Raw genomic sequence first — 11,460 nt, 5'->3', positions numbered from 1 at the left:
TAATTGTTGTCTCCGCATTAAACGCCACTACAAGGCCATTATCCATGGTCCTTTAGTCGTGGGCGTTGCAGCAGATCAATAAGAAGGCCGGAGTTTTTCGCGGACGAAAAAAAGCATCGCGGGCAAGCTCGCTCCTGCAGGTTCAATGAAATCCTGTGGGAGCGGGATTGCCCGCGATGCGGGGCGCTGCGAAATCAGGCCTGACGCTGGTGCTTGTCGATCTGTTCGTGACGCTCTTGTGCTTCGATGCAGTACTTGGTGGTCGGGCTGATCAGCAGGCGTTTCAGGCCGATGGCCTCACCGCTGTCGTCGCACCAGCCGAAGCTGTCTTCTTTGATACGTTCCAGTGCCTGTTCCAATTGAGGCAGCATGCGCTGGTCGCGATCGATCGCGTTCACCAGCCAGGTGCGCTCTTCTTCGACAGACGCTGCGTCAGCCGGATCGGCCGGGGTGTCCAGGCTCTCGATGGCGATGCGGTTCTGTTCAATGCGCTCATGGGTTTCGACTTTCATGTTCTGCAACAGCGCGGAGAAGAAAGCATGCTGCTCGGCATTCATGTAGTCATCCGCCGGCATGGCCAGCAACTTGTCCTTTGTCATTGATATCTCTATAAAAAAACGTGCATTAAGGCGAATTAGGGAGCGTTCCGGCAGACCGGGTCTGGCCATCGGAAAGGCGCCATTTATTCCAAGCGCCACCCGGCACTCAATTTACGAGGGGCGGCAGTCTAAGGCCGACTTGAGGCCTCAGCAACTGAAAAGACAGCGAATTTGTCCGACAAAGCCCTGAAACTGCTCTATGGCAGCCTTTGCGGTGGTTATCGGAGTGCGTTTATAGCAAGAAATTCAACCGAGCGGCTGTATATAGAAGACAAACGGCTTCGGCACGGGAGGTTATCGACCGCATGTGACAGTTGATGAGCCGGATCCTCGCCGCGTTTGCAGCCGATGGAACCTCAGCTAAGGTTGTCCATCCCCACACGGTCATCTGAAGGAGCGGTGCAATGAAACTGATTGGCATGCTGGATTCGCCTTATGTGCGACGGGTCGCCATCTCGGCCAAACGCCTGGGCATCGACCTCGATCACGAACCGGTGTCGGTGTTTCGCCATTTCGAGCGGTTCCAGCAGATCAACCCGGTGGTCAAGGCGCCAACGCTGGTGCTCGATAACGGCGAAGTGCTGATCGACTCGACGTTGATCATCGATTATCTGGAAGCGCTGGCCGGCAGCAGCCTGATGCCCGCCAAACTGAAGCAGCGCTTGCGCTCGTTGCGCCTGATCGGCCTGGCGCTGGCGGCGTGCGAAAAGTCGGTGCAGCTTTATTACGAGCGCAACCTGCGGCCGACGGAGATTCAATATGAGCCTTGGGTGGAAAGGGTCGAAGGGCAATTGGCGGCAGCGTATTCGGCGCTGGAGCGCGAGTTGGAGAAAGAACCGCTGAAGACCGACGGCTCGATTGACCAGGAAGGGATTACGCTGGCGGTGGCCTGGAGCTTCACGCTTCTGGTCGTGCCGGATCAGGTGACGGCAGCGCAGTTCCCGCGCATCAGCGCGTTTACTGCTTATGCCGAGGGACTTGAAGCGTTTGTGAATACACCGATGGAGTAGACGGATTGGCTGCGCCTGACTTGCCGCCTTCGCGAGCAGGCTCGCTCCCACCGTTGCGTTTCCCTTCAAAACAAAAAAGCCGCTTCTGCTCAAGGCAGAAGCGGCAGAGGCATGAGCCTCACAGGATCAATGCATGAACAGGGCGATCAGGATAATGATCGGGATAGGCACACCGAGAAAGAACAGCAGTAATGAGCGCATGAGAATTCTCCTGGGTTAGCGAACAGGTGCGGTGGTGACGTAGGTGTCGGTTTCCAGATACACCACGGCATCCCGACGACGACCGCCGAAGGTGGCGGCAAGGCTGGCGAAAAACGCACCGATCAACAGCGCGATGAACATCCACAGCGAGGTCCATGCGGCGACTTTGGCAGCGGTGTCGGCGGCTTGCTGGGCAGCCAGTTTGGCGTCGGCGACGGCTTTCTGGGTGCGGGCATAGACTTCATCGACACGACGCTCGGCGTCAGCCTGAGTCAGGTTGGTCCGCTGGGCCACGAGTTGCGCCAGGTAGGTACGGTCTTCGGCTGCCAGTTGACCGTCGTTGCTCAGGGAGCGCACGAAGATGCGGGTCACGGTGCCGCGAGCGGCGTCATCGCTGACGGCGGCGGGACGGTCATCACGGAACAGACTGTCGACGAAATAACCGTACTGGTCGCTATTGGTATTCCCGGCAGCGGTACCGGCGGCTTGAGTCGCCACAGATGCAGCACCGCCGACGACACTCGCACTGGCCTGCACCCCGCCGCTGACAATGCTGCTGACCGAACCGACGACCAGCGTCGCCGTCACCAGGGTCGCCACGCACCAGGCCAGGAAGCCGTGGGCCGTGTCGCGAAAGTAGACTTCATCGCCATGCATGTTCGCCCACTTCACCCGCAGGCGACCGGCGATGTAACCACCCAGGCCCGAAGCAACGATTTGCGTCACGGCCAGCCAGATAATGGTGGAAATGCCCAGGCCCTTGGCGCTGACGCCTTCATGGGCCCATGGGGAAACGGCGGAAAAACCCAGGCCGAAACCGAGCAGCACAAGGATCAGCGACAACGCCGCCGCAGCCGCGGCACCGGCGAAAATCGCACCCCAGGAAACGCCCGACAGCGTGCTTGATTCTTCCGCGGCAGGATAGAAACCATCAGAGGATCTATTCATTGTTATGTCGCTCCAGGCAGGAAAGATGTTGTTACAACTCGTCAGGTGAGGAATTGCAGTCAACGTGCCAGTCGCCAGATTTCAATAAATAGCTGTATTTCAATGCCTTACAAAGTTTGAACTTCCGAAAACCATGCAAATTGCAACAAACACACGATATCAGCGGGTTTTATGCATTGGCCTTGTAGGAGCCGGCTTGCTGGCGATCAAAACGCTGCGGTGTGTCTGAAAGAACGCCATCGCCGGCAAGCTGGCTCCTACAAAAGATTCGTGGTCATTTGCCGGTTAAGCGCTTTTGCAGGTATATGAAGTTTTATTTAGAAAGCCTGCGATCATTTATTGGCAAAATGCCGCACACCGTTGTGAACTCTACTCAGGCCAACCCTATGACCCGCATCTTGACCATCGAAGACGACGCCGTGACCGCCCGGGAAATCGTCGCCGAACTGAGCAGCCACGGCCTCGACGTGGATTGGGTCGACAATGGCCGCGAAGGCCTGGAGCGCGCGGTCAGCGGCAACTATGACCTGATCACCCTCGACCGCATGCTGCCCGAGCTCGATGGCCTGGCGATCGTCACGACGCTGCGGACCATGGGCGTGGCGACGCCGATCCTGATGATCAGCGCCCTCTCCGATGTCGATGAACGCGTGCGCGGTTTGCGCGCCGGCGGTGACGATTACCTGACCAAACCCTTCGCCACCGATGAAATGGCTGCCCGGGTCGAAGTGCTGCTGCGCCGGCAGAACACCGTGAGCGCCCAGGCCACCACGCTGCGGGTGGCGGACTTGGAGCTGAACCTGATCAGCCACGAAGCCAGCCGCGACGGACAACTGCTGACGCTGTTGCCCACCGAATACAAATTGCTGGAATTCCTGATGCGCAACACCGGGCAGATTCTGTCGCGGATGATGATTTTCGAAGAGGTCTGGGGCTATCACTTCGACCCCGGCACCAATCTGATCGACGTGCACATCGGCCGCCTGCGCAAGAAGATCGACCCGCCCGGCAACGTCCCACTGATTCGGACTGTGCGAGGTTCGGGTTATGTCATTGCCGAACCCGTCTAAAGGCTGGCGCTCCTCCAGCAGCCGCTTGCTGGCGCTCTACAGTTCGCTGTTCGTGCTCTGGAGCGGGATTCTGATGGGGGTCATGTACTACGAAGTGTCCGCGTACCTCGACAACCTGGCCAAGCATTCGCTGATGCAACGTCAGCATCTGTTCTCGCGGTTTTCCGGCGAGCAGCTGGTGGACGCCCTCGCCGTCAGCATGACCTTCGACATTCGCGGCATCGACGCCTACGGCCTGTTCGACGCCCAGCATCGCTACCTCAGCGGCGCACTGCGCCACATGCCGCAAAGCCTGCCGCTGGACGGCAAAATTCACATGCTCAGCGACTGCGCCGACTCGGACGACCCCACCCTGCCGAGCGACAGTTGCGATGCGGTTGCCACCCAGACCCGCGACGGTCGCTGGCTGATCCTGGTCCGCGACAACGGCTCGCTGTTCGCCGTGACCCGGATCATCCTGCATGCGCTGTTCTGGGGGGTGACCCTGACGATTCTGCCGGGCATCGTCGGCTGGCACCTGTTGCGGCGCCGACCGCTGCGGCGCATTCGCGGGATCCAGGCCAGCGCAGAAGCCATCGTTGCGGGCGACCTGACTCGCCGACTGCCGCTGTCCAATCGCCGCGACGAACTGGACATGCTCGCCGCCATCGTCAACGCCATGCTCGAACGCATCGAGCGCTTGATGAACGAGGTCAAGGGCGTCTGCGACAACATCGCCCATGACCTGCGCACGCCGCTGACGCGCTTGCGGGCGCAGCTTTATCGCATGCAGCAACAGGCGGGCGAAGGTACGCCGGAAGCGGCGCAACTGGATTCCGTGCTGGGTGAAGCGGACACCCTGATGGCGAGGTTTCGCGGGTTGCTACGGATCTCCGAACTGGAAGACCGGCAGCGGCGCTCCGGTTTCGTGCAGCTCGACCCGGTGCCGCTGCTGCAGGAACTGCACGATTTTTATCTGCCCTTGGCCGAGGAAGGCGAGCTGACCTTCACCCTGCAATTGCCCGACACCCTGCCGCCGCTGAATGGCGACCGGGCGTTGCTGTTCGAAGCGGTGGCGAACCTGTTGAGCAACTCGATCAAATTCACACCGCCGGGTGGCGAGGTGGTGTTGCGTGGAATCAATGAAGGGGGACGCACGCGGATCGAAGTGCTCGATTCCGGCCCCGGTATTCCGCCTGCCGAACGTGAAGCGGTGTTCCAGCGTTTCTACCGCGCCGAGGGCGGCAATCAGCAAAGCGGATTCGGCCTGGGCCTGTCGATCGTGGCAGCGATTGTCAGCCTGCACGGGTTTACCCTGGAAGTGGGCGACAGCGAACTGGGTGGTGCGCGGCTCGTCCTGGATTGCCAGCAAAGCCTGATCCCCCCGACCTGAACAGACACCACCCACCTGTAGGAGCCAGCTTGCTGGCGATGGCAATCTCACGGACGCCATCGCCAGCAAGCCGGCTCCTACGGAATTGGGGAATACTCACGATATCGGCTTGACGCAAAACCTGTAGGAGCCGGCTTGCTGGCGATAGCGATCTCGCGGACGCCATCGCCGGCAAGCCGGCTCCTACGGAATTGGGGAATGCTCACGATATCGGCTTGACGCAAAACCTGTAGGAGCCGGCTTGCTGGCGATAGCGATCTCACGGACGCCATCGCCGGCAAGCCGGCTCCTACGGAATTGGGGAATGCTCACGATATCGGCTTGACGCAAAACCTGTAGGAGCCAGCTTGCTGGCGATGGCAATCTCACGGACGCCATCGCCGGCAAGCCGGCTCCTACAGGGCATCGGTTTACGCGGGGTAGTTGGCGCGCAGGGCGTCGAGGCCGCCCTGGTAGATACCGGCAAACAGCGCCGACACTTCTTCCTCGGTCACGCCCACCGGCGCAAACCGCCCCGACCACGTCACCCGCGCACCCTCGCCCTGGGCTTCAACACGAATCGTCGCCAGGTAATCGGTTGCCGGGAACGGTGCCTGCAGAATCGAGTAGCTGTAGGTCTTCCCGGCGTTATCGAACGACTCCAGCCGTTCAATCACCACCGCGCCATCCGCGGTTTGCAGACTGCGCACGCGCCCGCCTTCGCTCAGTTCGCTTTTCGGAATGAACGGCAGCCAGTCCGGCAGCGAGTTGAAGCCGCCGATCAATTGCCAAACGGTGTCAGCCGAAGCCGGGATGTCGATAAACGCTGATGCTGTTGCCATGTAATCCTCTCTCTCAATCAAAAAATTCAGATCGCCAGGCTGTCGACGACACCGCCGTCAACGCGAAGCGCGGCGCCGGTCGTGGCCGATGACAGCGGTGATGCAATGTACGCCACCAGATTGGCCACTTCCTCGACATCCGCCACACGCTGGATGATCGAACTCGGCCGGGCCTTACGCACGAACGCGTCGGCTTCTTCGCGAACGCTGCGACCGGAGGCGGCGATGGCATCCTTGAGCATCTCTTCCACACCGTCGGTGAGGGTCGGACCCGGCAGGACCGAATTGACCGTCACCCCGGTGCCCGCCAGGCGCTTGGCCAGGCCATGGGAAACCGCCAGGTTGGCGCTTTTGGTCACGCCGTAGTTGATCATCTCGGCGGGGATCGCCACGCCGGATTCCGAAGACAGGAAAATCACCCGCCCCCAGCCCTGCTTGACCATGTCCGGCACGTAATGCCGGGCCAGGCGTACGCCCGAAATCACGTTGACTTCATAGAAGCGCGTCCACTCACTGTCCGGGGTCTCGAAGAAGTCCACGTCGTTGTAGATCCCGAGGTTGTTCACCAGGACGTCGGCGCGAGGTTCGGCGGCGAACAGCTTCTCTGCACCCTCAGCCGTACCGAGGTCGGCCGTCAGCCCTCGCAGTTGAGCACCGGGCACCTGCTGACGAATGCTCGCCAGCGCCTGCTCGACCTTGGCCGAATCGCGACCGATCACCACCACCGTGGCGCCGCATTCGGCCAGCGCCTTGCTGATGCCCAGGCCAATGCCGGCCGTGCTGCCGCTGACAATCGCCAGTTTTCCACTCAGATCGATTTTCATGCTCAAGCTCCAATGATGGGTAATGGGGCACGCTCGGAGACCAGCTTCGCGTCGCGCAGTGCCTGCCAGAAAGCGGCGGGAATCACCTCCGACAATGCGGCAACATCTTCGGCAATCCGCTCGGGACGGCTGGCCCCTGGAATCGCCGCAGCCACCGCCGGGTTGGCCAGGGAGAACTGCAACGCAGCCGCTTTGACACTGACACCGTGGGCCGCGGCAATACGTTTGATCTGCTCGACTTTATGGATGATCGCCGGGCTGGCTTTCTGGTACTCGAAGTGCGCGCCACCGGCCAGAATCCCCGAACTGTAAGGACCGCCGACCACGATCTCGACGTTCTGCGCCAGCGCCGCGTCCATCAGACGCTGCAAGGCGCGATCATGGTCGAGAAGAGTGTAGCGACCCGCCAGCAAAAAGCCGTCCGGTTGGGCTTCGCTCAGGTCCAGGGTCAGTTCGCACGGCTCGACCTTGTTCACGCCCAGGCCCCAGCCCTTGATCACGCCTTCTTCGCGCAGACGGGTCAGCACTTTGAAGGCGCCGGTGCGGGCCTGGTTGAAGTATTCCAGCCATTGATCGCCGTAGAAATCCTGGGCGATGTCGTGCACCCAGACGATGTCGAGGCGATCGGTTTGCAGTCGTTTGAGGCTGTCTTCGATCGATCGCATCGTCGCGTCGGCGCTGTAGTCATTGACGATCTTGTTCGGGCGGCCGTGTTCGAACACCCCACTTTTCTCGCCGAGATCACGGGCGGCGGCGTCTTCGACTTCGTCGAGGATCACCCGGCCGACCTTGCTGCTCAGCACATAATCATCGCGGTTGTAGCGGGACAGCGCGGTGCCGAGGCGGATTTCCGACAGACCCGAGCCGTAAAACGGGGCGGTGTCGAAGTAACGCACGCCGGCATCCCAGGCGGCGTGCACGGTGGCTTGCGCCTCTTCTTCCGGGATGGCGCGGAACATGTTGCCCAAAGGGGCCGTACCGAAGCCCAGCGCGCCGGGCAGTTTGTCTTTCAAGCTCATGATTCAATCCTCTCAAATGTCGTAAACCTGTGTAGGAGCCGGCTTGCTGGCGATTAAAACGACGCGGTGTCTCTGAAAAGACGCCATCGCCAGCAAGCTGGCTCCTACAAAAGAGCGGTGTTTGCTTAACCGTTGAGCAGATCGTAGATTGCGGCGTTCGGACCGTCCAAGACATAATGCGCAGCACTTGAGTCCCTATAGGTCTTACATGATCGACATTCGCCAATTGCGCTACTTCGTCGCCGTCGCCGAGGAAGAACACGTCGGTCGCGCTGCCGAACGCCTGCACATTTCCCAGTCGCCATTGAGCCGGCAGATCGCCCAGCTCGAAGAGCGCCTGGGCCTGACGTTGTTCGAGCGCAGCCAGCAACGCATCCGCCTGACCCGCGACGGCCAGACCTTCCTCGCCGAAACCCGCGCCCTGCTGACCCATGCCAATCGCCTCGAATCCCTGGGCAAACGCCTTGGTCGCGGTGAAGAAGGCGGCTTGTGCATCGGCTACATCGAAAACGCCATGCATGCCGGCGTGTTGCCCAATGCGCTGCGCGTGCTGCGGGTCGACCGGCCGAACGTGCACGTCGCGCTGTACAACCTCAGCTCGGCCGAACAACTCGAAGGCCTGCGTCAGCGTAGTCTGGATATCGCCCTGGTCAGTGAGCCGCCCGTCGCAGACGACCCCGATCTGCTGGGCTTTCAGGTGCTGGATGACCCGATGTTGCTGGCGCTGCCCGAGCATCATCCCCTCGCCCGCCAGGCGACACTGAGCCCGGCAGACCTGGCCGATCAGGAATGGATCGGCGTGCAACATCGCCAGAACTGCGCGAGCCGCGACGACTTCATCAGCGCCTGCATCCGCGCCGGTTTCACCCCGGACATCCGCATGGAAGCGACCGAGCCGTTTACCGCGCTGGGGCTGGTGGCCTCGGGACTGGGCATCGCGATGATCCAGAAAGGCCTGAGCCGCAACGCGCCACCGGGTGTGGTGCTGCGGGAAGTACCGTGGATTTCCTTCACCACGCCGCTGTGGGCGGCGTGGCACCGAATCAATTTGCGGCCGTTGGTGGAGACGTTCAGGAAAGTGCTGACGGAGCCAGGGTCGGTCACCTGAAAACCGGATGAACCACGTCCTTGTAGGAGCGAGCCTGCTCGCGATGGTCGTGAACGATAACGCGCGCGGTCAGGTACCCAACGGCGCCTTTAAGTTTTTCGCGAGCAGGCTCGCTCCCACAGTTGGATCGTGTTTAACCCGGTGTTTAAAGGGGCTGTCGGTTACTTGATGAAAGCTACAGGATCTTGCGTCGTTGCCTACGCCTGCGCCAGAATCCGCCGGCTTGTGCGCCTTGGGCCCGGGTTTTATCGTTTGTCGGTCGCTGAAAAATACAGCGATCGGGTTTGGTAGCCCGGAGTACTGCGCACAACGCTGCATCATGCTGACGCCCTTTCAGGTCGAGGCTTTTATGGTGGTCGTGCGCAGGGCCTTTTCAAAGGCGCCGGTTCCAGTACTCCGGTCTACCAAACTGTGCATGGCCACCACCTCTCGTTTGGTAGCGAGAGTGATGGCTCCAAACTATAAATACTGGAGTTCCATCTATGCCAACAACAACCGCCACCCCGCCAGACCCCGACCGCATCCCCTCCGCCGCCGACATCCGCGCCACCCCGCGCAAACTCACCACGATGTACATCATCGACCCGACCATCAACACCGAAGACCTGTTGGGTGACGCGTGCGAATCACTGGCCTCAGCCCATGTCATGACCATGGACCTGGCGGATCGCACGCACGGCTCCAGTCGCAACACCCTGCTGGGCATCGCGCAGGTCATCATGCTCGGTGAACTGTCCGTGAACCGCGCGCTCGACCAACTCGACCCGATCGAATAACCCCTGACCCAACACCCTCCCACTGTAGGAGCGAGCTCGCTCGCGATGGTCGTGAACGATAACGCGGGCTGACAGGTACCCAACGGCGCCTTTGGGGTTTTCGCGAGCAAGCTCGCTCCTACAGTGATTTGTGTTCGTGGGTGAAATCGTCGACCTCCCTGGGTTTGGTGCTTTACTGGAAAGACCCGGCCCCTGTGAGTACCCGCCATGAACCGCAACGACCTGCGCCGCGTGGACATGAACCTGTTGGTGGTGTTCGAAACGCTGATGTTCGAAAAGAACCTCACCCGGGCCGGGGAAAAGCTGTTCCTCGGTCAGCCTGCCGTGAGTGCCTCGCTGGCCAAGTTGCGCGATCTGTTCGATGACCCGCTGCTGGTGCGCAACGGCCGGGTGCTGGAGCCGACCCAGCGTGCCTTACAGATTCTCAAGGAATTGCAGCCGGCGATGGACACCATTTCCGGCGCGGTCAGCCGGGCCAAGGATTTCGACCCGTCCACCAGCCGCGACGTGTTCCGCATCGGCCTGTCCGACGACGCCGAATTCGGCCTGTTTCCACCGCTGCTCAAGCAAATTCGCGAAGAGGCGCAGAACGTCGTCGTTGTGGTGCGGCGGGTGAATTTTTTGCTGATGTCACCTATGCTCGCCAGCGGCGAGATCTCCGTCGGCATCAGCTACACCACGGAATTGCCGGCCAATGCCAAGCGCAAAAAACTGCGCGACTTGAGCGTGAAGATCCTGCGCGGCGACAACCGCCCCGGCGCTCTGACGCTGGACGATTACTGCGAACGCCCCCACGCGTTGGTGTCGTTTTCCGGCGACCTGACCGGGGCTATCGACAACGACCTGGCGCGCATCGGCCGCTCCCGCCGCGTGGTGCTGGCGGTGCCGCAATTCGCCGGCCTGCGCGCCTTGCTCGCCGGCACCGACATGCTCGCCACGGTGCCGGATTACGCGGCGTGTGCGCTGATCGAAGGCAGCAGTCAACTGCGGGCCGACGACCCGCCGTTCGACATCAACCTGTCCGAGCTGTCCATGGTCTGGAACGGGGTCAACGATAACGATCCGGCAGAACGTTGGTTGCGCTCGCGTATTGCCCAACACATGTCGGCGCCGCTACCGGTGCCTTGATCGCGTTGAAGGCGGGATCGTGCTCGCGCAGGTAGATCGGCATGTCGGTCATCGGCGGCATGGCCGGGATGTCGAAGTACATCTGGATCACCCAGCCCCGGTGATAGCTGGCGTGATTGACCACGTGCATCAGCATCGCGCCGGCGCTCATGGTGCCGCTTTCACCGGAAACAAACGTGAACTCGACCGGCTTGGCCAGCGACACCTCAGTCTGCCGCTCGCTCCAGTCGCAGTACCAGCGGTCGATGTCCTTTTGCGCCAGGCGCAGGTCATAGAGGTCGGGATGCAGCAGATCGTGGGAAGTCTTGAAGCCATGCCCCCGGCCTTCAAGATGGGCCTTCCAGATGCAGTCCACGACGTAGATATGATTGAGGGTACCGATCATGTTTTTGAACACCGAGACCCGCGCTTTGTTGACCTCGCCCGGCGGCAGATCGGCCAGGCTCTCGAACAGGCGCTGATCGGCCCAACGTTTGTAATCGGCCAGCATGCGGGCAGTGCGTACGTTGATCATCGTAGTTCTCCCATTGCGATGGGCGCACTGGGAAGCATAGTTCGCGTGGCGTGGGGCCGCGCGAACGCTG

12 protein-coding genes are annotated in these 11,460 nt (G+C 61.1%); 6 read left to right on the top strand and 6 right to left on the bottom strand.

Annotated elements, in window-relative coordinates; translation table 11 throughout:
* Positions 1-194: 194 nt before the first annotated feature.
* Positions 195-599, bottom strand: coding sequence for a TraR/DksA C4-type zinc finger protein (locus tag ACF6ZU_RS24995; protein WP_236485158.1), 405 nt, complete (start codon positions 597-599; stop codon positions 195-197).
* 404 nt (positions 600-1,003) lie between these two features.
* Here ACF6ZU_RS24995 and ACF6ZU_RS24990 point away from each other — a divergent pair, with 404 nt between their 5' ends.
* Positions 1,004-1,609 carry a glutathione S-transferase gene (locus tag ACF6ZU_RS24990; protein ID WP_392887957.1) on the top strand — a complete coding sequence of 202 codons (606 nt, stop codon included), beginning with the start codon at positions 1,004-1,006 and terminating at the stop codon, positions 1,607-1,609.
* A gap of 216 nt (positions 1,610-1,825) precedes the next feature.
* On the opposite strand, the gene ACF6ZU_RS24985 is transcribed toward ACF6ZU_RS24990, so the two are convergent.
* Positions 1,826-2,758, bottom strand: a complete 933-nt coding sequence (locus ACF6ZU_RS24985; RefSeq protein WP_392887954.1) for a hypothetical protein — start codon at positions 2,756-2,758, stop codon at positions 1,826-1,828.
* 386 nt (positions 2,759-3,144) lie between these two features.
* On the opposite strand from ACF6ZU_RS24985, the gene ACF6ZU_RS24980 reads away from it, so the two are divergent.
* Positions 3,145-3,828 carry a response regulator transcription factor gene (locus ACF6ZU_RS24980; protein WP_392887952.1) on the top strand — a complete coding sequence of 228 codons (684 nt, stop codon included), beginning with the start codon at positions 3,145-3,147 and terminating at the stop codon, positions 3,826-3,828.
* A complete protein-coding gene (locus tag ACF6ZU_RS24975) occupies positions 3,806-5,200 on the top strand; it encodes a sensor histidine kinase (protein WP_392887949.1) in 1,395 nt (464 codons plus the stop codon). The genes ACF6ZU_RS24980 and ACF6ZU_RS24975 overlap by 23 nt, the downstream gene beginning before the upstream one ends.
* 410 nt (positions 5,201-5,610) lie before the next feature.
* Here the strand turns inward: ACF6ZU_RS24975 and ACF6ZU_RS24970 are convergent, their stop codons facing one another.
* The 3 genes from ACF6ZU_RS24970 to ACF6ZU_RS24960 are packed head-to-tail and all read right to left on the bottom strand — an operon-like array spanning position 5,611 to position 7,864.
* Positions 5,611-6,021 (bottom strand): SRPBCC family protein, encoded by a 411-nt coding sequence (locus ACF6ZU_RS24970; RefSeq protein ID WP_392887947.1) that lies wholly within the window; start codon positions 6,019-6,021, stop codon positions 5,611-5,613.
* Between the two features lie 26 nt (positions 6,022-6,047).
* Positions 6,048-6,845 carry an SDR family NAD(P)-dependent oxidoreductase gene (locus ACF6ZU_RS24965; protein WP_392887945.1) on the bottom strand — a complete coding sequence of 266 codons (798 nt, stop codon included), beginning with the start codon at positions 6,843-6,845 and terminating at the stop codon, positions 6,048-6,050.
* Between the two features lie 2 nt (positions 6,846-6,847).
* On the bottom strand, positions 6,848-7,864 hold the full coding sequence (locus ACF6ZU_RS24960; protein WP_392887943.1) for an aldo/keto reductase: 1,017 nt from the start codon (positions 7,862-7,864) through the stop codon (positions 6,848-6,850).
* Positions 7,865-8,072: 208 nt separating this feature from the next.
* Here ACF6ZU_RS24960 and ACF6ZU_RS24955 point away from each other — a divergent pair, with 208 nt between their 5' ends.
* The 3 genes from ACF6ZU_RS24955 to ACF6ZU_RS24945 all read left to right on the top strand — a co-directional run bounded on the left by ACF6ZU_RS24955 (position 8,073) and on the right by ACF6ZU_RS24945 (position 10,876).
* A complete protein-coding gene (locus ACF6ZU_RS24955) occupies positions 8,073-8,972 on the top strand; it encodes a LysR substrate-binding domain-containing protein (protein WP_392887941.1) in 900 nt (299 codons plus the stop codon).
* 482 nt (positions 8,973-9,454) lie between these two features.
* Positions 9,455-9,748: a DUF6124 family protein gene (locus tag ACF6ZU_RS24950; protein WP_392887939.1), complete on the top strand. Its 294-nt coding sequence runs from the start codon at positions 9,455-9,457 to the stop codon at positions 9,746-9,748.
* Positions 9,749-9,955: 207 nt separating this feature from the next.
* Positions 9,956-10,876, top strand: a complete 921-nt coding sequence (locus ACF6ZU_RS24945) for a LysR substrate-binding domain-containing protein (RefSeq protein WP_392887937.1) — start codon at positions 9,956-9,958, stop codon at positions 10,874-10,876.
* Here ACF6ZU_RS24945 and ACF6ZU_RS24940 read toward each other — a convergent pair.
* Positions 10,797-11,390: a DinB family protein gene (locus ACF6ZU_RS24940; RefSeq protein ID WP_392887935.1), complete on the bottom strand. Its 594-nt coding sequence runs from the start codon at positions 11,388-11,390 to the stop codon at positions 10,797-10,799. The two genes, ACF6ZU_RS24945 and ACF6ZU_RS24940, sit on opposite strands and share 80 nt — an antisense overlap.
* Positions 11,391-11,460: the final 70 nt, after the last annotated feature.

It is taken from the genome of Pseudomonas migulae (genome assembly GCF_043225285.1).
Taxonomy (GTDB): Bacteria; Pseudomonadota; Gammaproteobacteria; order Pseudomonadales; family Pseudomonadaceae; genus Aquipseudomonas; species Aquipseudomonas migulae_C.
The sequence above is the reverse complement of the archived record's forward strand: the minus strand, read 5'-3'. Positions and strand labels throughout refer to the sequence as shown.

Excerpts from the sequence above, each read along its gene's own strand:
- ACF6ZU_RS24995 (WP_236485158.1), bottom strand. The coding sequence starts at position 599 with ATGACAAAGGACAAGTTGCTGGCCATGCCGGCGGATGACTACATGAAT.
- ACF6ZU_RS24990 (WP_392887957.1), top strand. The coding sequence starts at position 1,004 with ATGAAACTGATTGGCATGCTGGATTCGCCTTATGTGCGACGGGTCGCC.
- ACF6ZU_RS24985 (WP_392887954.1), bottom strand. The coding sequence starts at position 2,758 with ATGAATAGATCCTCTGATGGTTTCTATCCTGCCGCGGAAGAATCAAGC.
- ACF6ZU_RS24980 (WP_392887952.1), top strand. The coding sequence starts at position 3,145 with ATGACCCGCATCTTGACCATCGAAGACGACGCCGTGACCGCCCGGGAA.
- ACF6ZU_RS24975 (WP_392887949.1), top strand. The coding sequence starts at position 3,806 with ATGTCATTGCCGAACCCGTCTAAAGGCTGGCGCTCCTCCAGCAGCCGC.
- ACF6ZU_RS24970 (WP_392887947.1), bottom strand. The coding sequence starts at position 6,021 with ATGGCAACAGCATCAGCGTTTATCGACATCCCGGCTTCGGCTGACACC.
- ACF6ZU_RS24965 (WP_392887945.1), bottom strand. The coding sequence starts at position 6,845 with ATGAAAATCGATCTGAGTGGAAAACTGGCGATTGTCAGCGGCAGCACG.
- ACF6ZU_RS24960 (WP_392887943.1), bottom strand. The coding sequence starts at position 7,864 with ATGAGCTTGAAAGACAAACTGCCCGGCGCGCTGGGCTTCGGTACGGCC.
- ACF6ZU_RS24955 (WP_392887941.1), top strand. The coding sequence starts at position 8,073 with ATGATCGACATTCGCCAATTGCGCTACTTCGTCGCCGTCGCCGAGGAA.
- ACF6ZU_RS24950 (WP_392887939.1), top strand. The coding sequence starts at position 9,455 with ATGCCAACAACAACCGCCACCCCGCCAGACCCCGACCGCATCCCCTCC.
- ACF6ZU_RS24945 (WP_392887937.1), top strand. The coding sequence starts at position 9,956 with ATGAACCGCAACGACCTGCGCCGCGTGGACATGAACCTGTTGGTGGTG.
- ACF6ZU_RS24940 (WP_392887935.1), bottom strand. The coding sequence starts at position 11,390 with ATGATCAACGTACGCACTGCCCGCATGCTGGCCGATTACAAACGTTGG.